We start from the raw sequence: 23,610 nt of genomic DNA, 5'->3' as shown, positions 1-23,610 counted from the left end.
ACGTGAATCTGGCCCCATTGCAACTCTTGCAAGACCCGCACGCAAACCCTTGAGGCACAAGTGCCGAGGCTGGCTGGCGCCGAGCGCCGGCCCGTGCGATCGTGCGCAGCACCCGTTGTGCGCGTTCAACGCTCATTCCCCATGACATATAAGGGAGTACTCGTGGAGAACCTCTCCGAGACCCAGAACGATTCTTCGGCACCGGCCGCGGAAGCTGCTGCAGCGACCACTGAAGCGGCGCCGGCGCGCAAGCGCGCACCGCGTCGTGCGAGCACCGCCACGACCGCCGAGAAGGCGGAGAAGGCCGAGAACGCGGAGAAGGTCGACAGCGCCGACAAGCCCGAGAAGCCGAAGGCGACGAAGGCGAAGACGACGAAGGCGGCTGCCGACACGGCGAGCGAACCCACGTCTGCGGAGGCGCCTGCCGAGTCGCCCGAGGCGGCGCCGAAGGCGAAGACACCGCGTCGGAGCCGGGCGAAGAAGACGGATGCCGAGGCTCCCGCCGCGGAAGCCGCTTCCTCGGAGGCTCCGGCTGCAGACGCCGCCCCGGCTGAAGCCGCTGCGGAATCCGCACCGAAGTCGACGGGACGCGGTCGCCGCGGTGCGCAGAAGTCGACGCCCGACGCCGAGGCCCCCGCGCCGGTGAAGGACACGGCGGCAGACGCCGCTCCCGCCGACGCACCTCAGAACGGCGACTCCGGCTCCGACTCCGACAGTGGTGAGGAGCAGGGCGGGCGTGGTCGCAACCGCAACCGCAGCCGCAACCGAGGACGCGGGCAGAACAGCTCCGGGCAGGACCAGCAGGCTCTGCCGGCCGGGGATGACGAGCAGTCGGGCGGCAGCAACCGCAACCGCCAGCGCAACAAGCGCCGCAACGGCGCTCCGACCGACGAGTTCGACACGGAGATCGGTGAGGACGATGTCCTGATCCCGATCGCCGGCATCCTCGACGTCCTCGACAACTACGCGTTCGTCCGCACCACCGGCTACCTCGCGGGTCCGAGCGACGTGTACGTTTCGCTCGGACAGGTCAAGAAGTACAACCTGCGCAAGGGTGACGCCGTCGTCGGCTCGATCAAGCAGCCGCGCGAAGGCGAGCAGCAGGGCCGTCAGAAGTACAACGCGCTGGTCAAGGTCGACTCCATCAACGGTCTGTCGATCGACGACGCCGCCACGCGTGTGGAGTTCGGCAAGCTCACTCCGCTCTACCCGCAGGAGCGCCTGCGTCTGGAGACGGCTCCCGAGAAGCTGACCCAGCGCATCATCGACCTGGTCGCCCCGGTCGGCAAGGGACAGCGCGGCCTCATCGTCGCTCCGCCCAAGGCCGGCAAGACGATCGTGCTGCAGCAGATCGCGAACGCGATCGCGCAGAACAACCCTGAGGTCCACCTCATGGTCGTGCTCGTCGACGAGCGCCCCGAAGAGGTCACCGACATGGAGCGCTCGGTCAAGGGCGAAGTCATCGCCTCCACGTTCGACCGCCCGGCCGAAGACCACACCACCGTGGCGGAGCTCGCGATCGAGCGTGCGAAGCGTCTGGTCGAGCTCGGCCGCGACGTCGTCGTGCTGCTCGACTCCATCACGCGCCTCGGCCGTGCCTACAACCTGGCGGCTCCGGCCTCGGGCCGTGTGCTCACCGGTGGTGTCGATGCCTCCGCGCTCTACCCGCCCAAGCGCTTCTTCGGAGCCGCGCGCAACATCGAGAACGGTGGATCCCTCACGATCCTCGCCACCGCCCTGGTGGAGACCGGGTCGAAGATGGACGAGGTCATCTTCGAGGAGTTCAAGGGCACCGGCAACAGCGAGCTGCGCCTGTCGCGTGCGCTCGCGGACAAGCGCATCTTCCCGGCGGTCGACGTGAACGCGTCGAGCACCCGCCGCGAGGAGATGCTGCTGTCGGCCGACGAGGTCAAGATCACGTGGAAGCTGCGTCGCGCCCTCGCCGGCCTCGACCAGCAGCAGGCCCTCGAGGTCGTCCTCGGCAAGCTCAAGGAGACCAACTCGAACGTCGAGTTCCTCGTGCAGATGCAGAAGTCGATCCCCACGCTCCCCTCGGGCGCGCACGGGCACGACAACAACATCCGCTGAGCGGCTGAGCCGTGTTCGAGTCCGTCCAGACTCTGATCGACGAGCATCGCCGGGTGCAGGAGGAGCTCTCCGACCCGGCGGTGCACGCCGACGCCGCCCGCGCGAAGCGCGTCAATCGTCGCTATGCCGAGTTGTCGCGCATCGTCGCCGCCTACGAGGCATGGGTCGCTGCGACCGATGATCTGGAGACGGCTCGCGAGTTCGCTCGGGAAGACGAGTCCATCGCGGCGGAGATCCCCGCGATGGAGGAGGAGCTGCAGGAGTCCCAGGAACGTCTGCGTCGTCTGCTCATCCCGCGTGACCCGGACGATGCGCGTGACGTGATCATGGAGATCAAGGCCGGTGAGGGCGGTGCGGAGTCCGCATTGTTCGCAGCCGACCTGCTGCGCATGTACATCCAGTACGCCGCCTCCAAGGGCTGGAAGACGGAGCTCCTGGAGCGCAACGAGTCCGACCTGGGCGGCTACAAGGACGTGCAGGTCGCGATCAAGGGCTCCTCGTCCGACCCCGCGCAGGGTGTGTGGGCGCATCTCAAGTACGAGGGGGGCGTGCATCGCGTGCAGCGTGTGCCGGCCACCGAGTCGCAGGGACGCATCCACACCTCCACGACGGGGGTGCTGGTCTTTCCCGAGGTGGATGAGCCGGAGGAGATCCACATCGATCAGAACGATCTCAAGATCGATGTTTTCCGCTCGTCCGGCCCCGGCGGGCAGTCGGTGAACACGACGGATTCCGCCGTGCGCATCACCCACGTCCCCACGGGCATCGTCGTGTCGATGCAGAACGAGAAGTCGCAGTTGCAGAACCGCGAGGCCGGAATGCGCGTGCTTCGAGCCCGACTGCTCGCGAGGCAGCAGGAGGAGCTCGACGCGGCCGCGTCCGACGCGCGCCGTTCGCAGATCCGCGGGATGGACCGCTCCGAGCGCATCCGCACGTACAACTTCCCGGAGAATCGGATCGCGGACCACCGCACCGGCTTCAAGGCCTACAACCTCGATCAGGTGATGGACGGCGCGCTGGACCCGCTGATCGAGAGCGCGATCACCGCGGATGAGGAAGCGCGGCTCGCCGCACTCGGCGCCGAATCCTGAGGCGCGAAACCGCGCTGAGCGCTAGGCTCGGGCCGTGATCACACTCCTTTTCCGCGGTCTGATGTACGTGATATCGGCCGGCCTCGGCCTGATCGTCGCCGATCTCGCTCTCGAAGGGTTCCAGATCGAATGGGACAAGTGGTGGGGCTTCGTCATCTGCATCCTGATCTTCGCGATCCTGCAGAGCGTCCTGGCACCGTGGGTCGGCAAGATGGCGAATCGCTACGCGCCCGTGCTCATGGGCGGCATCGGCATCTTCTCGACCCTGATCTCGCTGATCATCGTGGTGCTGCTTCCCATCGGCGGACTCCGCATCACCGATCTCACCGGCTGGCTTCTCGGATCGGTGATCGTGTGGTTGATCACCGCGCTGGGCAGCGTCCTGCTGCCGCTGATCTTCCTGCGCAAGAAGGTCGAGGCCGTCAAGGGCGCACGAAGCTGAGTCGTGCAGCGACGCCCGACGCTCAGATCGCGTAGTCCGGAGCGGTGAGCAGCGCGCGGGTGTCCTCACCGGCGTTGCGCTGTCGTGGTTTCGCGGGAATGCCGACCAACACGCTGTCGGCGGGCGCATCGCGCGTCACCACGGCGTTCGCGCCGACCACGGAGCCGGCCCCGATTCTCACGGGGCCGAGGATCTTCGCGCCGGCGCCCACGGCCACGCCGTCCTCGAGAGTCGGATGGCGTTTCCCTGCGGTGCGCGTCCGTCCGCCGAGGGTGACGCCGTGATAGAGCATCACGTCGTCACCGATCTCGCTGGTCTCGCCGATGACCACGCCCATTCCGTGGTCGATGAAGAAGCGACGCCCGATCTTCGCGCCCGGGTGGATCTCTATCCCGGTCATCCAGCGTGACAGCTGCGATCCGGCGCGCGCGAGCAGTCGGAGTCGCCGTCGCCAGAGCGCGTGCGAGACGCGGTGCGCCCAGATCGCGTGGAGTCCCGGGTACAGGAGTGCCACCTCGACGGCGCTGCGTGCGGCCGGATCACGGAGACGGGCTGCCGCGATGTCTTCGCGCATTCGCCCGATGATGCCCATCGGAGATCTCAGTCTTCGCGCAGGTCCTCGAACAGCGCGGTGGAGAGGTAGCGCTCACCGGTGTCCGGGATCACCACGACGATCGTCTTGCCCGCGTTCTCGGCGCGGGCCGCCACCTTCAGCGCCGCGGACACGGCGGCCCCGGAGGACATGCCCACGAGCAGACCCTCCGTGGCGGCGAGGTCGCGGGCGACGCGCAGGGACTCGTCGAACTCGGCGGTGATGATCTCGTCGATCACGTCGCGGTCGAGCACGTCCGGGACGAAGTTCGGACCGATGCCCTGGATCTTGTGAGGGCCGGGGTGTCCTTCGCTGAGGACGGGGGAGTCCTTGGGTTCGACGGCGATGACCTGCACACCGGGCTTCGCGGCCTTGAGGGCCTGGCCGGTGCCGGTGACGGTTCCGCCGGTTCCGACCCCGGCGACGAAGATGTCGATCGCGCCGTCTGTGTCGCGGAGGATCTCCTGCGCCGTGGTCTCGCGGTGGATCTGCGGGTTGGCCGGGTTCTCGAACTGACGGATCCAGATAGCGCCCGGCGTCTCGGCCACGATGCGCTTCGTCTCCTCGATCGCACCGCTCATGCCCTTGGTGGGGTCCGTGAGCACGATCTCGGCGCCGAACGCCTTGAGCAGGACCCGGCGCTCCTTCGACATGGAGGCCGGCATCGTGAGGATGACGCGGTAGCCGCGTGCTGCTCCGACCATCGCGAGGGCGATGCCCGTGTTGCCACTGGTCGACTCGACGATCGTGCCACCCGGCTTCAGCTCGCCCGAGGCTTCGGCGGCGTTGATCATCGCGATGCCGATGCGGTCCATCACGCTGGACGCGGGGTTGTAGTACTCGAGCTTGGCGAGCACGGTGGCTCCCAGGCCTTCGGTCACGCGGTTCAGACGAACGAGCGGCGTGTTGCCGAACGCGGTCGTGATGTCGGAATGGATGCCGGGCATGAGGAGCCTTCCTGTGCGGGATCGCTGCCGGACCAGCCTAGGGGAGAGGGGAGTGGACGGCGCCTATGTGACAGGCGCGTGCACTCTACGCTGGAAGGCATGTCCGACACCTCTCTGGCGGCGCACGTCCGTGCCGCAGCCCAGCGCCTGACCGACGCCGGCGTCCCGGATCCTCTGGTCGACGCCGAATTGCTCGCGGGTCATGTCCTCGGCCGTCGACGTGGCGAGGTGCAGGCCGGTATCGTCCGCGGAGACGGCCTCGACGAGGAGCGGGCGGCGGTGCTGGATGCTCTGGTGACCCGCCGTGCCACACGCGAGCCGTTGCAGCACATCACGGGCTCGGCGCCCTTCCGCCACCTCGAACTGGCCGTCGGCCCCGGTGTCTTCGTACCGCGTCCGGAGACGGAGACCGTCGTGCAATACGCGATCGATGCGCTGCTGAACTCCCCGGAGTCGGCACCGATCGGCGTCGACCTCGGGACCGGGAGCGGCGCGATCGCGCTGGCGATGGCGACCGAGGTGCCGCATGCGCGGATCTTCGCTGCGGAACTCTCCGAGGATGCGCACGAGTGGGCGCGGCGCAACGTCGCGGGGGTCGAGAATCTGACGCTCGTGCTCTCCGATCTGAGAGAGGCCTTCCCCGAGTTGGACGGCACGGCGACGGTCGTGATCTCGAATCCGCCGTACGTTCCCGATGAGGCGATCCCGCGCGACCCCGAGGTGCGGCTCTTCGATCCCGCGCTGGCGCTCTACGGGGGACAGGACGGCCTCGATGTGGTGCGGGCGCTCAGCTCCCGCGCGCTGCGTCTGCTGCATCCCGGGGGACTTCTGGTCATCGAGCACGGAGAGCTGCAGGGGGAGTCGATCCGCGACATCCTGGCTGCGGACGGATGGCGGGCGACGGCGACGCATCGCGATCTCACCCTGCGCGACCGCACCACCACGGCGCTCAGACCCTGATCAGCAGCCTCCGAGCATCCGACATAGCCGCGACGCATAGAATCGAACCGTCATGTCCACCATCTTCGACTGCCGCGACGAATCGCAGCTGCTCGCCGGCATGCGCCATGCGCGCCAGGCGATCGGCCGTGGCGACCTCATCGTGATGCCCACCGATACCGTCTACGGCGTCGCTGCCGACGCCTTCTCACCGGCCGCCGTGCAGCGGCTCCTCGATGCGAAGGGGAGGGGTCGCGATCAGCCGCCGCCCGTTCTCATCGGCACGAAGGAGACGCTCGCCGCTCTCGCCGAGTCCGTGCCGGAACCCGTTGAGCGGCTGGTGGAGGCGTTCTGGCCCGGTGGGCTCACGATCGTGCTGCCCGCACAGCCCTCGCTGGTGTGGGACCTCGGCGAGACTCAGGGGACCGTCGCCGTCCGCATGCCGGAAGGCCGCGTGGCTTTGGAGCTCCTGGCGGAGACCGGTCCGCTCGCCGTGTCCAGCGCGAACCTCACCGGACGGGCCGCGGCGATCTCGGCGCTCGATGCGGAGAAGATGCTGGGCGACAGCGTCGCCGTGTATCTCGCCGATGGACTGAGCAAGGACGGCATCGCCTCCACGATCGTCGATGCCACTTCCCTCGTGCGCCGGGGTGCGGATGCGGATTCCGGAACGGTGCGCATCCTCCGCGATGGTGCGGTGACGCGTGAACAGCTGCACGACGTGCTGGGTGACCTCCTCGAGCCGGAGGAGCAGCACGAGGGGCACGAGCACGCGGAGGAGCAGCAGGACGCGGATTCGTGAAGCAGTATCTCGCCACGGTCATCCTCACGGCAGCGATCACCTTCGCGCTGACCTGGGCGGTCTGGCGACTGAGCCTTCGCTTCAAGCTGTATCCCGGCATCCGTGAGCGTGATGTGCACACCACGCCCACGCCGCGACTCGGCGGTGTGGCGATCTTCCTCGGCATCGCGGCCGCCTTCGGGTTCTCCGCCATCAACCCGTTCTTCCAGAGCATCTGGATCCCCCCGCAGACGATGTGGTCGATCCTCGGCGCTTCGCTGCTGATCGCGATCATCGGGGTCGTGGACGACCTCTGGGACATCGACTGGATGATCAAACTCGGAGCCCAGTTCCTGGCCGCCGGCCTCATCACGGTCGGCGGAGGGCTGCAGATCCTGTCCCTGCCCTTCGGCGATCTCATCGTGGTGTCGAGCTGGCTGAGCATCACGATCACGATGTTCGCGATCGTCATCGTCATGAACGCGGTGAACTTCATCGATGGGCTCGATGGCCTCGTCGCGGGCGTGTGCCTCATCTCCAACGGCGTCTTCTTCGCTTACTCCTACATCTTCACGCGTGACTCCGGCGCCTCCAGCTATTTCAATCTGTCGACCTTCCTCGCCGCCGTGCTGATCGGCGCCTGCCTGGGCTTCCTCCCGCTGAACTGGAGCCCGGCGAAGCTCTTCATGGGCGACTCCGGCGCTTTGGTGATCGGGCTGCTGATGGCGACCTCGGCGATCGCCATCACCGGACAGATGGACCCGTCCGCCTTGGACCCCGAGCGTCTCGGACGTTCGCAGCTCGTCGGTGCCTTCCTGCCGATCCTGCTGCCCCTGCTCGTCGTCCTGCTGCCGCTGCTCGACTTCGGTCTCGCGGTGCTCCGTCGCATGAGTGCGGGGCGTTCGCCGTTCTCGCCCGATCGCAAGCACCTGCATCACCGGATGCTCGACCTCGGGCACCGGGACCGCGACGCAGTCCTCATCTTCTACGCGTGGACGGCCGTCATCTCGATCGCTGTCCTCCTGATGTACGTCGGTGCGCGAGAGGACTGGCCGGGACAGTACCTCCCGGGTGTCGGCTTCGGCATCGTGGGCATCGCCGCCTGCCTCGTCGTCACCCTGAGCCCCACCCGCCGCAGGAAGAACCCCGCGGCCGCCGAAACCGACCCGACACCCGTGGAGTCCTGATGAGCCCGAGCCCCGTTTCCAGCACGCCGATCCTCCGGCGCACACTCATCGCATCGGGCGTGGCCACCGCCGTGCTCGCGATCATCGCCGGTGGCGTCGGCTACCTCGTGGCGCAGGGGGAGGGGCTGGTCAGCGGACTGCTGGGCGTGCTGCTCGCCGCACTCTTCCTGGCCATCACCGGGATCAGCATCCTCATCGCCAACCGCTGGTACGGCGATCCGATCTACGTGCAGCTGTTCTTCGCCATCGTCCTCGGGGGGTGGCTGCTCAAGCTGGGTCTGTTCGTGGTGGCGATGATCCTGCTCGCGGGGCAGCCGTGGCTGCACCCGATGGTCTTCTTCCTCTCGATCGTCGCCGGCGTGCTGATGTCGCTCGCGATCGACGTCATCGTCCTCACCCGCATGCGGTTGCCGAACGTAAGCGATATATCGCTTCCGACGGAGGTGCCGGAGGACCGTGCCCCCGGAAGGGCCAACGACATCGGAGAAGGGCCCGTCGACGAGGCCCCACGGTCTTAGGGTCCCCTCAGATTCTGATACTGTTGAACCGTGCCCGCCGCTCGCCCGCGAGCGCTTGCGCTGTGTAGCACACCGACCATCGTCGCCCCGGTTTAGACCGGTGCCCCGAAGCTGGAGCCCGCGCTGTTTAATCTTGCTGCGACCCTGACCCCCCGACTTGCCTCCGACGGTGAGTTCCACGGCCCTTCGATCGACGATTTCTTCCCGGAGATCCTCTTCTACGTCGGCCCCGTCCCCGTGAACCGGATCCACCTGGTCCAGTTGCTCGCGGTGATCGCCGTGGTGCTGATCCTCTGGCTCGGAACCCGCCGCATGAAGGTCGTCCCCGGACGCTTCCAGAGCCTGGTGGAGATGGGCCTCGGTTTCGTCCGCACCAACGTCGCCCACGACATGCTCGGGCGCAAGGACGGCGATCGGTTCCTGCCGATCCTCACCACGATCTTCTTCATGGTGCTGTTCATGAACATCACGGGAATCATCCCGTTCCTGAATATGCCGGGCACCGCCATCATCGCGGTTCCGCTCACGCTCGCGGTGGTCAGCTATGTGACCTTCATCTACGCCGGCATCAAGCGCCATGGCTTCAAGTTCTTCAAGAACTCCCTGTTCCCGCAGGGTGTGCCGGCCGCAGCCATGCCGATCGTCGCGGTCATCGAACTCATCTCGACGTTCATCCTCCGCCCCGTCACGCTGACGCTGCGTCTTCTCATGAACCTCGTCGTGGGGCACATGATCCTGGTCCTCGCGTTCTCCGCGACCCAGTTCTTCTTCTTCACCGCAGGCGGCGGCTGGGCCGCGCTCGGTGTCGGAACCCTCGCCTTCGGCGGCGCCTTCACTCTCTTCGAGATTCTGGTCGCCGTCCTCCAGGCATACGTCTTCACCGTCCTCACCGCGGTCTACATCCAGCTCGCGGTCGCAGAAGAGCACTGAGCGGGCAGGCATAAGCCTTCCCACCCAACGAAAGGAAAAACCCGTGGACGCTACTACGGTTCTCGCTGAAATCAACGGTCACCTCGGAGCGGTCGGCTACGGCCTCGCAGCCATCGGCCCGGCCATCGGCGTCGGCATCGTCGTCGGCAAGACCATCGAGGGTGTCGCCCGTCAGCCCGAGCTGGCCGGTCGTCTCCAGGTCCTCATGTGGATCGGTATCGCCTTCACCGAGGCGCTTGCGTTCGTCGGCATCGCCGTCGCATTCATCCCCTTCCCGTAATCCTCACCGACTTCTGAAGGAGACAGGATGCTGAACGCTCTTGTCACGAACCTCGCAGCAGAGGGTGAGCCGAACAACCCTCTCATCCCTGCGTGGTACGACATCATCTGGTCGGGCCTCTGGTTCATCGTCATCCTCTTCGTCGTCTGGAAGTTCGCGCTTCCGCGTCTGACGGCGATGCTCGACAAGCGGTCCGCCGCGATCGAGGGAAACATCGCGAAGGCCGACGAGGCTCAGAAGCAGGCTGAAGCTGCGCTCGAGGAGTACACGCGTCAGCTCGCTGAGGCGCGCACCGAGGCCGGCGAGATCCGTGAGGCCGCCCGTGAGGACGGCAAGAAGATCGTCGCCGAGGCGAAGGAAGCGGCGGCTTCCGAGGCCGCTCGCATCACCGCCACCGCGCACACGCAGATCGAGGCCGAGCGGCAGACCGCTCTCGTCTCGCTCCGCAGCGAGGTCGGAACGCTCGCCATCGACCTCGCCGGTGGCGTGGTCGGTGAGACGCTCTCCGACGATGCACGTGCGACGGCCGTCGTCGACCGCTTCCTCGCCGAGCTCGAGTCATCCGAGAAGGCGGCTCAGTAATGGGCAGCGCGACCACTCAGGCACTCGCGGCATCCATCAAGACGCTTGCCGCAGCGAAGGACCTCTCTCTCGACACCGCACGGGAGCTGCTGGCTGCCGCGCGTGCCGTGAGCGAGTCGTCCCAGCTGAGCGGCGCGCTTGCTGACCCTTCCGCTCCCGCCGTGGCACGACAGAACGTCGTGACCGCGGTGTTCGGCGGGTTCTCCGCAGGTGCTCAGGACGTTCTGAAGACCGTCGTCGCTGAGCGCTGGTCGAACGCGGGTGAGCTCGTCGACGGTATCGAGGAGCTCGCGATCCGCGCGGCAGCGATCGCGGAGCCGGGCGTCGACATCGAGGGGGAGCTGTTCGGCTTCTCCCGGGTGATCGCCGCCAACCCCGAGCTCGAACTCGCTCTGGGCAGCCGCGTCGGCGGAGAAGATGCCAAGAGCGCGCTCATCGAGCGTCTCCTGGCCGAGGGCTCCACGAGCGCCGCCTCGACGCTGATCATCACCTCGTTCGTGCGCGAGCCGCGCGGACGCCGGATCCGGCGACTGCTGAACCGGGCGATGAGCATCGTCTCGAGTCAGCGCGGTCGCGTGGTCGCCACGGTCCACACCGCGGCACCTCTCAGCGACGCGCAGCGCACCCGTCTCAGCGACTCGCTCTCGCGTCGCTACGACGGTCAGGTCTCGCTCAACGTCGTCATCGACCCTGCCGTCGTCGGAGGTCTGCGCGTGCAGATCGCCGATGACGTCATCGACGGCAGCATCTCCGCACGACTCGCCGACCTTCGCCAGAAGCTCGCGGGCTAACACGACTTCGCGCGGGGAACCGCGCACCCAGATACAAAGGGAAGACAATGGCAGAACTATCGATCAGCCCCGACGTCATCCGTGACGCGCTGAAGGACTTCGCCGCCGCATACGAGCCCTCCGGGGCCGGGGCGACCGAGGTCGGCACCGTCATCGACGCCGCAGACGGCATCGCGCACGTCGAGGGACTGCCCGGCGTCATGGCGAACGAGCTCGTCATCTTCGCGGACGGTACCAAGGGCCTCGCGCAGAGCCTCAACGAGCACGAGATCGGTGTCGTCGTCCTCGGCGAGTTCACCGGTGTCGAAGCCGGACAGGAAGTCACCCGCACCGGAGAGGTCCTCTCGGTTCCGGTCGGCGATGGCTACCTGGGCCGTGTGGTCGACCCGCTCGGCAACCCGATCGACGGCCTCGGCGCCATCGAGACCGAGGGCGTCCGCGCCCTCGAGCTCCAGGCTCCGGGCGTCATGCAGCGCAAGTCGGTGCACGAGCCGATGCAGACCGGCATCAAGGCCATCGACGCGATGATCCCCGTCGGCCGTGGTCAGCGTCAGCTCATCATCGGCGACCGCCAGACCGGCAAGACGGCGATCGCGATCGACACGATCATCAACCAGAAGGCCAACTGGGAGTCGGGCGACGTCAGCAAGCAGGTTCGCTGCATCTACGTCGCCATCGGCCAGAAGGGTTCGACCATCGCTTCGGTGAAGGGCGCGCTCGAAGAGGCCGGCGCGCTGGAGTACACCACGATCGTGGCCGCTCCGGCTTCCGACCCCGCAGGCTTCAAGTACCTCGCGCCCTACACCGGTTCGGCCATCGGCCAGCACTGGATGTACGGCGGCAAGCACGTGCTGATCATCTTCGATGACCTGTCCAAGCAGGCCGAGGCCTACCGAGCCGTCTCCCTCCTCCTCCGCCGCCCGCCGGGCCGCGAGGCATACCCCGGTGACGTGTTCTACCTGCACTCCCGTCTGCTCGAGCGTTGCGCGAAGCTCTCCGACGAGCTCGGTGCCGGTTCCATGACGGGTCTTCCGATCATCGAGACCAAGGCGAACGACGTCTCCGCGTACATCCCCACCAACGTGATCTCCATCACGGACGGCCAGATCTTCCTCCAGTCCGACCTCTTCAACGCCAACCAGCGTCCGGCGGTCGACGTGGGTATCTCGGTCTCGCGAGTCGGTGGTGACGCGCAGGTCAAGTCGATCAAGAAGGTTTCGGGAACGTTGAAGCTGGAGCTCGCGCAGTACCGCTCCCTCGAGGCGTTCGCGATGTTCGCGTCCGACCTCGACGCGGCTTCGCGTCGTCAGCTCTCCCGCGGTGCGCGTCTGACCGAGCTGCTCAAGCAGCCGCAGTACTCGCCGTACCCCGTCGAAGAGCAGGTCGTCTCGATCTGGGCCGGTACCAACGGCAAGCTCGACACGATCGAGGTCGAAGACGTCCTGCGCTTCGAACGCGAACTCCTGGATTACCTGCGTCGCAACACCAAGGTCCTCGACACTCTGCGCGACACGAACGTCCTCGATGACGCCACGGTCGCCGAGCTCGAGAAGCAGACGGATGCCTTCGTCCTGGAATTCCAGGGTGGCAAGGGTCACGCCATCGGCGCCCCCGGTCACGAGGAGTACGCTGCGGCCGAGGCTGAGGACGTCAACCAGGAGAAGATCGTCAAGGGTCGTCGCGCGTAACCGCGTGAGGTACTGACATATGGGCGCTCAACTCAGGGTCTACAAGCAGAAGATCTCTTCTGCTCAGACGACCAAGAAGATCACGAAGGCGATGGAACTCATCGCGGCTTCGCGCATCCAGAAGGCGATGGCACGCGTCAAAGCGTCCACCCCCTTCGCGCGAGCCGTGACGAGGGCCGTATCGGCCGTCGCGACGCACTCGAACGTGGATCACCCGCTGACCCGCGAGTCCGAGAACATCACCCGCTCCGCGGTCGTGATCTTCTCCTCGGACCGCGGTCTCGCAGGAGCCTTCAACTCGCAGATCCTCCGTGAGGGTCTCGAGGTCGCGGAGCTCCTGCGCGAGCAGGGCAAGGAGCCGGTCTTCTACCTCATCGGACGCAAGGCGGTCGGATACTTCCAGTTCCGACGCCTCGCGGCCGCTGCGGAGTGGACCGGTGACACCGACACCCCGTCGTTCCACACCGCCGAGGAGATCTCCGCCTCGCTGCTCGAAGCCTTCGCCCGCGGGGGACAGGACGGCGGCGTCGACGAGATCCACCTCGTGTACAACCGTTTCGTCAGCATGATGACGCAGTCGCCGGAGTCCGTGCGTCTGCTCCCGCTGGAGATCACGGAAGCCGATGAGTCGGAGGCGGGCAACACCGTTTACCCGCTGTACGAGTTCGAGCCGGATGCCGAGACCGTCCTCGACGCCATCCTGCCGGTGTACATCCAGAGCCGCGTCTTCAACGCACTTCTCCAGTCGTCCGCCGCGAAGCAGGCAGCGACGCAGAAGGCGATGAAGTCGGCCAGCGACAACGCCGACAAGCTCATCACCGACTACACCCGTCTGCGCAACAATGCGCGCCAGGCGGAGATCACGCAGCAGATCGCGGAGATCGTCGGCGGCGCCGACGCCCTCTCGAGCAAATAGACCATCAGGAAAGAGACGAAAATGACCCTCACCGCTCCGGCTGACCAGCCGGCGACCGCGGTCGTCGGGCGCGTCGCACGCGTCAACGGTCCGGTTGTCGACATCGAGTTCCCGCACGACTCGATCCCCGACATCTACAACGCCCTGAAGACGACGATCGAGATGGGCGAAGAGTCCACCGAGATCACGCTCGAGGTCGCTCAGCACCTCGGCGACGACCTCGTCCGCGCCATCGCCCTGAACCCGACCGACGGTATCGTCCGCGGTCAGGAGGTTCGCGACACCGGTGAGGCCATCTCGGTTCCCGTCGGTGACGTGACCAAGGGCAAGGTCTTCAACGTCATCGGCGAGGTGCTGAACCTCGAGCCCGGCGAGACCTTCGAGGTCACCGAGCGCTGGCCCATCCACCGCCAGGCTCCGAACTTCGACCAGCTCGAGTCCAAGACTCAGATGTTCGAGACCGGCATCAAGTCGATCGACCTCCTCACGCCGTATGTGCTCGGTGGAAAGATCGGCCTGTTCGGTGGTGCCGGTGTCGGCAAGACCGTGCTCATCCAGGAGATGATCCAGCGCGTCGCGCAGGACCACGGTGGTGTGTCGGTGTTCGCCGGTGTCGGTGAGCGTACCCGTGAGGGTAACGACCTGATCCACGAGATGGAGGAGGCGGGCGTCTTCGACAAGACCGCCCTCGTCTTCGGCCAGATGGACGAGCCGCCGGGGACGCGTCTGCGCGTCGCGCTGTCGGCTCTGACGATGGCGGAGTACTTCCGTGACGTGCAGAAGCAGGACGTGCTGCTCTTCATCGACAACATCTTCCGCTTCACGCAGGCCGGTTCCGAGGTCTCGACGCTGCTGGGCCGCATGCCCTCGGCCGTGGGTTACCAGCCGAACCTCGCCGATGAGATGGGCGTGCTCCAGGAGCGCATCACCTCGACGCGTGGTCACTCGATCACCTCGCTGCAGGCGATCTACGTGCCGGCCGATGACTACACCGACCCGGCTCCGGCGACCACCTTCGCCCACCTCGACGCCACGACCGAGCTGTCTCGTGAGATCGCCTCGAAGGGTCTGTACCCCGCCATCGACCCGCTGACCTCGACGTCGCGCATCATGGACCCCCGCTACTTGGGCGAGGACCACTACCGCGTCGCGACGACCGTCAAGCAGATCCTCCAGAAGAACAAGGAGCTGCAGGAGATCATCGCGATCCTCGGTGTCGACGAGCTCTCCGAGGAAGACAAGATCGTCGTGTCGCGCGCACGTCGTATCCAGCAGTTCCTCTCGCAGAACACCTACATGGCCAAGAAGTTCACGGGTGTCGAGGGTTCGACCGTCCCGCTCAAGGAGACCATCGAGTCGTTCGATGCGATCACCCGCGGTGACTTCGACCACGTCGCCGAGCAGGCCTTCTTCAACGTCGGTGGTATCTCCGACGTCGAAGAGCAGTGGGCGAAGATCCAGAAGGAGAACGGCTGACCATGGCGCTGCATGTCAGCCTCGTCTCCGCGGATGCGGAGGTCTGGACGGGAGAGGCGAGCCTCGTCGTCGCCAAGACCGTCGAGGGTGAGATCGGCTTCATGAGCGGCCACGAGCCGGTGCTGGCCATCCTCGCCGAGGGTCAGGTTCGCATCACGCAGTCGGATGGCACCAAGGTGCTGGCCAACGCGCAGGACGGCTTCCTCTCGATGGAGGGCGACACCCTGACGATCGTGGCCGGCAACGCGGCTCTCATCGCCTAGCTTTCTCCTTTCGACGCGTCCGCCTCGGTACCCGCTCGGGTCCCGAGGCGGACGCGTCTGCATCCACCGAGGTTTCATGAAGATCCTGCTCCCTCCGTCCGAGACGAAGCGCGAAGGGGGCGTCGACGTCCCGCTCGACCTGCCGTTGCTCGCGCTGCCCGGTCTGGCCACGCACCGCGCCGCCGTGCTGGATGCGCTCGTCGACCTCGCAGCCGACGAGCAGGAGTCGCGGCGTGTGCTGAAGCTGAGTGAGCGTCAGGCCGGTGATATCGCCCACAACCGGCGACTGTGGACGGCACCGACGATGCCTGCCGTCGATCGGTACACGGGCGTCCTGTTCGACGCGCTCGACGCCCCGTCTCTCTCGACGGCGTCCCGCCGGTGGTTGGGCGACCATGTCTGGATCCACAGCGCACCGTTCGGTCCGGTCGGCGCTCTCGATCCGATACCGACCTATCGTCTCGCTGCAGGAACGTCGCTCCCCGGCCTTCCCGCGCTGCGGCGCCATTGGGCCGATGCGACCTCTGCGGCGTTCGTGGATACCGCTGCGTCGTTCGTGCTCGATCTTCGCAGCGAGGCGTATGTCGCTCTGGGGCCGGTTCCGGACAGCGTGCCGTCGGCGTACGTGCGGGTCGTGACCGAGCACGGCAGGGCATTGAACCACTTCAACAAGAAGTCGAAGGGGCTGCTCGTCCGCGCCCTCGCCGAGGATCCGCCCCGAAGCACCTCTCTTCGTGGCTTCCGGACGTGGGCGCAGTCGCGGGGGATCACGCTCCGCGACACCGATCACCGGGGCACCATCGAACTCGTCGTCGCGGACTAGCGGGCGCTTTCGGGCGCTGACGCGCTTCCGCAGACCTCGTTGCCCGGGGATCGCGCGCACCGCTAGTGTGGTGTCGCGGCGTCAATCGCGTCCGTAAATTCAGATCCGGAGGGGATCATGGACTCCTATTACGACTCGGGATACCTCGCCGTAGTTTTCGGCATCGTCATCTTCAGCGTCATCATCGGTCTTGCCGGATACGTGCTGGGCTCTCTCTTCTTGATGAAGATCTTCGACAAAGCAGGTGTCGAAGGCAAGTGGCGTGCGTGGGTTCCCGTCTACAACGCGATGATCTTCTTCAAGCTCGGTGACCTGAGCCCGTGGCTCGTCCTCTACGGAATCGCTGGTGCCGCGCTGCTCAGCTGGATCGGCATCGGCTACGCGTTCTCGCTCGCTCTCGGAGTCTTCTCCGCGATCGCGGCCTGGCGCATCGGCCTCAAGCTTCAGAAGGACGCCGTCTGGGTCGTCCTCTACGTGTTCCTGAGCATCGTGTGGCTCGGTATCAACGCGTTCGACAAGTCTCGCTGGAACCCGAACATCCAGCCGGCATCGTGGGCTTCGAACGGCTTCCTCGGCGACCGGACGGTCTGGAACGGCGTGCCCGTCCAGCCTGCCGCTGCAGCCCCGCAGCCTGGCTACGGTGCGCCGCAGGGGTACGCTCCGCCCGCGCAGCCGGGCTATGTGCCGCCGGCCCAGCCCGGGTACGCACCGCCGGCAGGCCCTGCGGCGCCCGCGACCGGAGCCCCGGTTCCCCCGGTTCCCCCGACGACGCCTCCGGCACCTCCCGCGGCACCGCCGGCAGCTCCGCCGGCACCGCCCGCAGCTCCGCCCGCACCGCCCGCAGCTCCGCCGGCACCTCCTGCGGCTCCGCCCGCATCGCCGAACGATCCCACGCAGCCTCCGGCGTGACCGTCTGACACAGAGCCCCCGACTTCGGTCGGGGGCTCTGTGCTGTGTGCGATCGTCTCCGGGCCCGAGCGGACGCTAACGTGGAGACATGGTCTTGACGCAGCGCCGAGTCGGCGCATCCGGTCTTCTCGTCTCCGCGACCGGCCTCGGCTGCAACAACTTCGGGCGCGCGGGCACGGCCACCGAGACCCTTGCCGGAACCCGAGAGGTGATCGACGCGGCGCTCGCGACGGCATCACGTTCTTCGACACGGCCGACATGTATGGTGCGGTGGCCGGCGCGAGCGAGACGCTGATGGGCGAAGCGCTCGAAGGGCGGCGCGATCGCGTCGTGCTCGCGACCAAGTTCGGCCACGAGCGGGACATGGGGTACGCGTTCCCCGCCGCCCGCGGCTCCCGTCGGTACATCCGCCGCGCCGTCGAGGAGTCGCTGCGTCGCCTGCGCACCGACTGGATCGATCTCTACCAACTGCACCTGCCTGACCCGGAGACGCCGATCGCGGAAACCACCGACGCGCTCGACGAACTCGTGCGCGAAGGGAAGATCCGCTACTTCGGGCACTCGAACTTTCGCGGATGGGAGATCGCCGAGGCGGAGTTCACGACCCGTGCGCGTTCCTCCGGACGGTTCATCTCCGCGCAGAACCACTTTTCGCTGCTGGCGCGTGCCGCCGAGCGCGAAGTCCTCCCCGCCGTCGAGCGGTACCAGTTGGGTTTCTTCCCCTACTTCCCGCTGCACAACGGTCTCCTCACCGGAAAGTTCACGCGTGACGGTGGGCCCGCGTCGAGCAGGATCATGTCCGCACGAAGGCATGTCTGGGAGAACGCTCCGTGGGAGGCGCTCGAGGACTTCCGGCGGTTCTGCGACGAACGCGGCATCACGATGCTGCAGGCGGCTTTCGGGTGGCTCCTCGCGCACCCGGCGGTCTCCAGTGTCATCGCCGGAGCGACATCGGCGGAGCAGGTCGAAGCCAACGCGGCAGCGGGTGATGCCTGGCGTCCGGACGCTGCCGACCTCGAGACCATCGACCGTCTGTTCCCGCTCCCCGCTGACCCGGGTGCACGAGTGTGATCGCAGTGCGGGGGAGTTCTACTACGATGTGTGAGTATCCTGCGGTCGCCCGATCCGTCGCAGGCCCATCGGAGGCAGTACGTGGCTGAGACGAAGACGCATCGCGTCACGGTTGCGCAGCGCCCTCTGCTGCTGTCCTGGGCAGGGGCCACCGACCTCGGTCGCCGCCGCGAGATCAATCAGGACGCGTTCCTCGCCGAGTACCCGCTCTTCATCGTCGCGGACGGCATGGGGGGCCATGCCGGCGGCGAGATCGCGAGCAGCAGCACCGTCGCGCGGCTCCAAGCCGTGGTCGCTGCCGGTGAGGTCAACGGGCCTGCGATCGAGAAAGCACTTGAGTTGGCCGTGGCTGACATCGCCGACCACCCGGAGACGACTGACGAAGGCACCGGGACGACGCTCACGGGTGTCTTCCTGGTCGGTGACGGCGAAGATGCGCACTGGGTGGCGTTGAACATCGGGGACTCGCGGGTGTATCTGCTCCGCGATGACCGGCTCGTGCAGGTGACGACGGATCACTCCGTGGTCCAGGAGCTGATCGCGGCAGGCAAGCTCAGCCCCGAGGAGGCGGAAGGGCATCCGTACAGCAACGTGATCACACGGGCGGTGGGGGCCAGCGAACTCACCGCACCGGACTACGTCACCGTGGACGTGCGCGCGGGGGATCGGTTCGTGATCTGCTCCGACGGGCTCACGAAAGAGCTCACCGACTACGGGATCCAGCACTTCCTCCGGGCCAACAGCGATCCAGCGGCAGGCGTCGATGCCATGCTCGCGGCCGCCTTGGAGAACGGTGGGCGTGACAACGTGACGCTCATCATCGTCCAGATCGAGGACGACAACGACTCCTCCTCCCCACCCGAAGACACCTCGGAATAGTCGCTCAGCGCTGTGGAGAGCGCCGTTCCTCTGACGCCCGTGCGGTCCACTGGGTGGCATGGAATCTCTTCCGATCGTTCTCCCTGCGACCCCCGCGGCCTCTCGCCGCGCTCCGATGCCGTTTCTGGCGGCCGTCGTCCCGGTGGTCGGGGGTGTGGCGATGTGGCTGATCACCGGTTCGCTGTTCGCGCTCTGCTTCGCGGCACTGGGCCCGCTGATGATGGCGGCATCGTTCCTCGATGCGGCACGAAACCGCCGCCGCGAACGTCGGCAGAGTGAGGCTGATGCGGAGCGGAACTGGGCCGCGGCCGACGCAGACCTGATCCGCCGCCATCGGGCTGAGCGTGAAGCGCTGTGGCTCCGTCTGCCCGACGCTTCCGTCTGCCTCACGCAGCCGCCCCTCCGCGGGGCACAGCCTCCCGATGCGGAGACCTCCCTCGTCGTGGGCACCGGCAGCGTCGCGAGCGGGGTCCGTTGCAGCGGGGGAGACGACAGCCGTGGCCGCGAGTTCCGTCAACGTTCCGGCGTCCTCGAAGACGCGCCGATCGTGGTCCGGCTGGGTGGGGGCGTCTGCATACGCGGGGCGCGACCGGTGATCTTCGCCGTCGCGCGGGCATTGGTGGTGCAGCTCGGTCTGCGTTTCGGTGCCGCACAGCTGTCGTTGGTGGGCACCGCTCTCGACGATTGCGGCCTCGCCGCGCTGCCGCATGCGCGACGTTCGCGTCGAAGCGGCTTTCGCCTCGGTGTCGGGACGCCTGATTGCGGTCGCGTGGAGGCGGATGCACTGATCTGGCTCGTCCCCGCCGATGCCGAGGTACCCGAGGGGATCACCACCGTGATCGACGTCATCGAGCCGGGACGGGCGAACCTCCGTACGCCGAACGGGACGTCGACGCTTGCGGTCGAGTGCCTGTCGCTCGCCCAAGTGGGTCAGGTCGCCGAAGAACACGCAGCGCGGAGCGACGGCGCCGACGTGCTCCCGGACGTGGTCTCCTTGCGCGAGCTGGAACAGCCACCCGCCGGCGAAGGTCTGCCCGCGGCGATCGGACGGAGCGCGTACGGCGATGTCATGCTCGACATCGTCGAGGACGGGCCGCATGCCATCGTCACCGGCACGACGGGGACGGGCAAGAGCGAGTTGCTCGTCAGCTGGGTCACCGCGATCGCTGCGCATCACGGCCCCGACAGGGTCACCTTCCTCCTGGCTGACTTCAAGGGTGGCACGGCCTTCGAGCCGCTGAGGGCGCTGCGACAGGTCGCGGCGGTGATCACGGACCTCGATGAGGAAGGCGCACGGCGCGGCGTCTCGAGCCTCACAGCGGAGCTCCGTCGGCGCGAGGCGCTCTTGGCGGCCGCAGGGGCCCGGGATGTGCGTGAGGTCGGGATTTCGCGGATGGTCATCGTCGTGGACGAGTTCGCGGCGTTGTTGGCCGAGCATCCTGATCTCGGGGCGGTGTTCATCGATGTGGCGGCCCGAGGACGCGCTTTGGGCATGCATCTCATCCTCGGTACGCAGCGTGCGACCGGTGTGGTGCGAGACGCACTCGCCGCCAATTGTCCGCTTCGCATCAGTCTGCGGGTGGGGGACTCGGCCGACAGCAGGGCGATGATCGGCACCGATGCTGCGGCCGAGATTCCCGGAGGCGCTGCTTCCCGCGGGGTCGGGCTCGTTCGGCGACCCGCAGACTCGGAACCGATCGCCGTGCGGGTCGCGCTCACTGGAGCCGCCGAGTTGCGAGGCATCGGATTGCGCTGGGCGGAGACCGCGTCACCACGCAGCCCGTGGCTTCCGGCGCTTCCCTCGCGGCTTCCGCTCGGCGATCTGCTCACGGCGCCTGACCGCGCGTCGGGTGACGCGGTGATCCTCGGCCGGGCAGACGAACCGACGCAGCAGATGCAACCGCTGGAGACGTTGCACTGCGGGCAGGAGCGGGGGCTGGTGCTCCTCGGGGCGTCGGGATCGGGACGCACAACTGCCCTGCGAGTTCTCGCGGCGCAGCGCACCGGCACAGACACCGTCTGGGTGCCGCGGGACCTCGAGGGCGCATGGGATCTCGTCGACGCATGGTGCTCGGGAGAGGAGCGGGTCCCCGCTCTCGTGCTCTGCGACGACCTCGACGCGCTCGTCGCGGGCTTCCCGCCGGACTACGGCCAGCAGTTCGCCCAACGCTGGGAACATCTGCTGCGCTCCGGCACGGGGACGACTTTCGCCGTGACCGCCGGCCGATCGACGGGAGCGGTGGGACGCGTCCTCGATGCACTTCCGCGCCGCGCGCTCCTGCGCATGGCGACTCGGGTCGAGCACCTCGCGGCCGGAGGTGAGGCATCCGCATTCTTCCGCGACCGCAGTCCCGGGCGCGCGTGGATCGGTGACCGGGAGGTCCAGCTCGCCTGGGTCGACGACGACCACGACGGCGTCGGCGAGCCGATCGAGCCGCCCGCGATGACGACGTGGTCGCCGTCATGTGCCGTCACCGCGATCGTCAGCGCCGGCGCGAGGGCGACAGCGTCGCGGTTACGCGATGCGCACGCCGGCTTCGAAGTGGTTCTCGTCGGTGCAGAGCCGACCCTGCCGAACGGTCACCGCATCCTGGTCGCCGATGCCGAGACTTGGCAACGCAACTGGTCGTCGTGGCAGCGCATCCGCGCCGAAGGAGAGGTCCTGATCCGAGCGGAGCAGCCGGCGGACCTGCGGCAGCTCGCGGGGGTCCGCGAACTCCCGCCCTTTGCACGGTCGCATGCAGGACGGGCCTGGTCCGTTCGGGGAGCGGAGCCGCCGCGCCGAGTGGTCCTCGCGGAGCTGACGCCGTGAGGACCAGCGGATCCTCGAGAGCCCGTGAGCCGACCGCTCGCGCCTCAGATGGCGGCGCTCGGGCGGATGGTCCCGACGATCGAGCCACCGCCGGACACGCCCAGGGGCAGAGCCTCCGCCAGCGTCGCGACGTCGGTGTCACTCAGGCCGCCTGAGCGGGCGAGCATCGTGGCGGCCACGATCGTCGCTGCGCGGGTCGCTCCGTCCAGGACCTTCAGCGCCACCGTCGTGCCGTTCGGGGCGACCATCACCATGATGCCTTCGGCTCCGAACTTGGCGAACACTCCGAGCTTCTCGATCGCGATGGTGTCGGGCCGACCAGGGCCCTCGATCGCCCAGGGGTTCTCCCGCACTGCGCGGACCAGAGAACCCGCCACCCGATGGAGGGCGAAAGGCGAACGGTCGGATGCCGTGCCGATGCGATGGATCGAACGCGCCAGGCCCGTGAGCGTGATCGCGTGCACGGGGGCGCCGCAGCCGTCGATCGCCGTGTGCGCCACCTTCTCGCCCGTCAGGCGCTCGACGACGTCGCGGATGTGCGCCTGGAGAGGATGGGCGGGGTCGAGGTAACCGTCCGTCGGCCAGCCGGTCGCCACGCAGGCGCGCAGCATCGCGGCGTGCTTTCCCGAACAGGGCATCCGTACCCGCGAGGGTTCGCCGTGCTCGCGGACGAGTTCGTCTCGGCTGGCGGAGTCGGTCGGCCACGACGCCGGGCAACCGAGGTGGTCTTCGGTCAGCCCGCCTTCGGTGAGCATGTCGCGCACCACGGACGCGTGCCGATCGGTGCCGACGTGGCTCGCGGTGGAGATGGCGAGCTGCTCGCCCTCCAAGACGGCACCGGCGGTGATGCAGGCGACGGCCTGCAAGGGCTTGAGACTCGAACGAGGGAGGATCAGGGCGTCGACGTTGCCGTGGCGGGCGATGACATCACCGTCGGAGGACAGCACGACCGCGGCTCCGACGTGACGCGATTCGACGAAACCGCTCCGCTCGACGACGGCGAGTTCCACGGAATCCTGAATGGTGAGAGTCTCCAGCACCCGTCAACTCTATCGCCGGACACCTGGTCGCTCCGCCTCCGTCGCACGCGGCTGGCAGACTGGCGACATGGCACAGTCGACTTCCCGCGCCCTCGGCGAACACCACTACGCACTCACCGCGACGTGGACCGGCAATCTCGGAACAGGCACTTCCGGCTACCGCGACTACCGCCGTGACGTGACCATCGAAGTCAGCGGAAAGCCGGAGCTCCTCGCATCCGCCGACAAACCGTTCCGCGGGGACCCTGCACGGTGGAATCCGGAAGATCTGCTGCTGGCATCTCTCTCCGAGTGCCACCTGTTGTCGTACCTGCACGCCTGCGTGACGCTGGGTGTGGTCGTCGTCTCCTACAGCGACGACGCCAGCGGGATGATGCGCGAGGACGGAAAAGGGGGAGGGGCCTTCGTGGAGGTGATGCTCCGCCCCGATGTCGTGGTCGCGGAGGCGTCGATGATCGAAGCCGCAGAGCGGGCGCACGAGTTGGCGAACCAATGGTGCTTCATCGCCAACTCGATGAACTTCCCCGTGCGCCACGAGGCGACGGTCAGCGCGCTCGCGTAGAGA

General features: G+C 67.4%; 23 protein-coding genes and 1 pseudogene. 21 read left to right on the top strand and 3 right to left on the bottom strand.

Annotation, left to right across the window (positions count from 1 at the left end; all coding sequences use genetic code 11):
• Nucleotides 1-141: 141 nt before the first annotated feature.
• The 3 genes from rho to LVJ59_RS03920 are packed head-to-tail and all read left to right on the top strand — an operon-like array spanning nt 142 to nt 3,621.
• The gene (rho, locus tag LVJ59_RS03930) at nt 142-2,088 is read left to right on the top strand and encodes a transcription termination factor Rho (RefSeq protein ID WP_232762064.1); all 1,947 of its coding nucleotides are present in this window, start codon (nt 142-144) and stop codon (nt 2,086-2,088) included.
• An 11-nt stretch (nt 2,089-2,099) separates the two neighbouring features.
• On the top strand, nt 2,100-3,179 hold the full coding sequence (gene prfA / locus LVJ59_RS03925; RefSeq protein WP_047520447.1) for a peptide chain release factor 1: 1,080 nt from the start codon (nt 2,100-2,102) through the stop codon (nt 3,177-3,179).
• Between the two features lie 34 nt (nt 3,180-3,213).
• Nucleotides 3,214-3,621 carry a phage holin family protein gene (locus LVJ59_RS03920; protein WP_232762063.1) on the top strand — a complete coding sequence of 136 codons (408 nt, stop codon included), beginning with the start codon at nt 3,214-3,216 and terminating at the stop codon, nt 3,619-3,621.
• Nucleotides 3,622-3,643: 22 nt separating this feature from the next.
• Here LVJ59_RS03920 and epsC read toward each other — a convergent pair whose 3' ends face one another.
• A complete protein-coding gene (epsC, locus tag LVJ59_RS03915; protein ID WP_232762062.1) occupies nt 3,644-4,213 on the bottom strand; it encodes a serine O-acetyltransferase EpsC in 570 nt (189 codons plus the stop codon).
• Nucleotides 4,214-4,221: 8 nt separating this feature from the next.
• On the bottom strand, nt 4,222-5,160 hold the full coding sequence (cysK, locus tag LVJ59_RS03910) for a cysteine synthase A (RefSeq protein ID WP_232762061.1): 939 nt from the start codon (nt 5,158-5,160) through the stop codon (nt 4,222-4,224).
• 99 nt (nt 5,161-5,259) lie between these two features.
• On the opposite strand from cysK, the gene prmC reads away from it, so the two are divergent.
• The 17 genes and pseudogenes from prmC (at nt 5,260) to LVJ59_RS03825 (ending at nt 22,005) form a co-directional block, all read left to right on the top strand.
• Nucleotides 5,260-6,120, top strand: coding sequence for a peptide chain release factor N(5)-glutamine methyltransferase (prmC, locus tag LVJ59_RS03905; protein ID WP_232762060.1), 861 nt, complete (start codon nt 5,260-5,262; stop codon nt 6,118-6,120).
• Between the two features lie 52 nt (nt 6,121-6,172).
• Entirely contained in the window at nt 6,173-6,901 is a 729-nt protein-coding gene (locus LVJ59_RS03900; protein ID WP_232762059.1) for an L-threonylcarbamoyladenylate synthase, read from the top strand.
• Nucleotides 6,898-8,067, top strand: a complete 1,170-nt coding sequence (locus tag LVJ59_RS03895) for an MraY family glycosyltransferase (RefSeq protein WP_047520461.1) — start codon at nt 6,898-6,900, stop codon at nt 8,065-8,067. Before LVJ59_RS03900 ends, LVJ59_RS03895 begins: the two co-directional genes overlap by 4 nt.
• A complete protein-coding gene (locus LVJ59_RS03890) occupies nt 8,067-8,585 on the top strand; it encodes a hypothetical protein (protein WP_047520463.1) in 519 nt (172 codons plus the stop codon). The genes LVJ59_RS03895 and LVJ59_RS03890 overlap by 1 nt, the downstream gene beginning before the upstream one ends.
• Before the next feature lie 237 nt (nt 8,586-8,822).
• The gene (gene atpB, locus LVJ59_RS03885; RefSeq protein WP_308191495.1) at nt 8,823-9,515 is read left to right on the top strand and encodes a F0F1 ATP synthase subunit A; all 693 of its coding nucleotides are present in this window, start codon (nt 8,823-8,825) and stop codon (nt 9,513-9,515) included.
• Between the two features lie 43 nt (nt 9,516-9,558).
• Nucleotides 9,559-9,795 (top strand): ATP synthase F0 subunit C, encoded by a 237-nt coding sequence (gene atpE, locus LVJ59_RS03880; RefSeq protein ID WP_017830994.1) that lies wholly within the window; start codon nt 9,559-9,561, stop codon nt 9,793-9,795.
• 27 nt (nt 9,796-9,822) lie between these two features.
• Nucleotides 9,823-10,377, top strand: a complete 555-nt coding sequence (locus tag LVJ59_RS03875) for a F0F1 ATP synthase subunit B (protein WP_047520467.1) — start codon at nt 9,823-9,825, stop codon at nt 10,375-10,377.
• Nucleotides 10,377-11,168, top strand: coding sequence for a F0F1 ATP synthase subunit delta (locus tag LVJ59_RS03870; RefSeq protein ID WP_131492143.1), 792 nt, complete (start codon nt 10,377-10,379; stop codon nt 11,166-11,168). Before LVJ59_RS03875 ends, LVJ59_RS03870 begins: the two co-directional genes overlap by 1 nt.
• Nucleotides 11,169-11,215: 47 nt before the next feature.
• Nucleotides 11,216-12,856 (top strand): F0F1 ATP synthase subunit alpha, encoded by a 1,641-nt coding sequence (atpA, locus tag LVJ59_RS03865; RefSeq protein ID WP_047520471.1) that lies wholly within the window; start codon nt 11,216-11,218, stop codon nt 12,854-12,856.
• A gap of 19 nt (nt 12,857-12,875) precedes the next feature.
• Nucleotides 12,876-13,772, top strand: a complete 897-nt coding sequence (locus LVJ59_RS03860; protein ID WP_047520473.1) for a F0F1 ATP synthase subunit gamma — start codon at nt 12,876-12,878, stop codon at nt 13,770-13,772.
• Between the two features lie 21 nt (nt 13,773-13,793).
• Nucleotides 13,794-15,248 (top strand): F0F1 ATP synthase subunit beta, encoded by a 1,455-nt coding sequence (gene atpD / locus LVJ59_RS03855; protein WP_232762058.1) that lies wholly within the window; start codon nt 13,794-13,796, stop codon nt 15,246-15,248.
• Between the two features lie 2 nt (nt 15,249-15,250).
• Nucleotides 15,251-15,511 carry a F0F1 ATP synthase subunit epsilon gene (locus LVJ59_RS03850; protein ID WP_046748245.1) on the top strand — a complete coding sequence of 87 codons (261 nt, stop codon included), beginning with the start codon at nt 15,251-15,253 and terminating at the stop codon, nt 15,509-15,511.
• Nucleotides 15,512-15,587: 76 nt separating this feature from the next.
• Nucleotides 15,588-16,334: a YaaA family protein gene (locus LVJ59_RS03845; RefSeq protein ID WP_232762057.1), complete on the top strand. Its 747-nt coding sequence runs from the start codon at nt 15,588-15,590 to the stop codon at nt 16,332-16,334.
• Nucleotides 16,335-16,451: 117 nt separating this feature from the next.
• Nucleotides 16,452-17,243: a large exoprotein gene (locus tag LVJ59_RS03840; RefSeq protein WP_232762056.1), complete on the top strand. Its 792-nt coding sequence runs from the start codon at nt 16,452-16,454 to the stop codon at nt 17,241-17,243.
• 88 nt (nt 17,244-17,331) lie between these two features.
• A pseudogene (locus LVJ59_RS03835) lies at nt 17,332-18,314 on the top strand (aldo/keto reductase).
• 81 nt (nt 18,315-18,395) lie between these two features.
• Nucleotides 18,396-19,193: a PP2C family serine/threonine-protein phosphatase gene (locus tag LVJ59_RS03830; RefSeq protein ID WP_131492139.1), complete on the top strand. Its 798-nt coding sequence runs from the start codon at nt 18,396-18,398 to the stop codon at nt 19,191-19,193.
• A 58-nt stretch (nt 19,194-19,251) separates the two neighbouring features.
• Entirely contained in the window at nt 19,252-22,005 is a 2,754-nt protein-coding gene (locus tag LVJ59_RS03825; protein ID WP_232762055.1) for an FtsK/SpoIIIE domain-containing protein, read from the top strand.
• Between the two features lie 44 nt (nt 22,006-22,049).
• Here the strand turns inward: LVJ59_RS03825 and LVJ59_RS03820 are convergent, their stop codons facing one another.
• Nucleotides 22,050-23,045: an asparaginase gene (locus LVJ59_RS03820; protein WP_232762054.1), complete on the bottom strand. Its 996-nt coding sequence runs from the start codon at nt 23,043-23,045 to the stop codon at nt 22,050-22,052.
• Nucleotides 23,046-23,112: 67 nt separating this feature from the next.
• Between LVJ59_RS03820 and LVJ59_RS03815 the strand changes: the two genes are divergently transcribed.
• Nucleotides 23,113-23,607 carry an OsmC family protein gene (locus LVJ59_RS03815; protein ID WP_232762053.1) on the top strand — a complete coding sequence of 165 codons (495 nt, stop codon included), beginning with the start codon at nt 23,113-23,115 and terminating at the stop codon, nt 23,605-23,607.
• The last annotated feature ends 3 nt before the right edge of the window (nt 23,608-23,610 follow it).

The organism is Microbacterium sp. KKR3/1 (genome assembly GCF_021272365.1).
Classification (GTDB): domain Bacteria; phylum Actinomycetota; class Actinomycetes; order Actinomycetales; family Microbacteriaceae; genus Microbacterium; species Microbacterium aurugineum.
The sequence above is the reverse complement of the archived record's forward strand: the minus strand, read 5'-3'. Positions and strand labels throughout refer to the sequence as shown.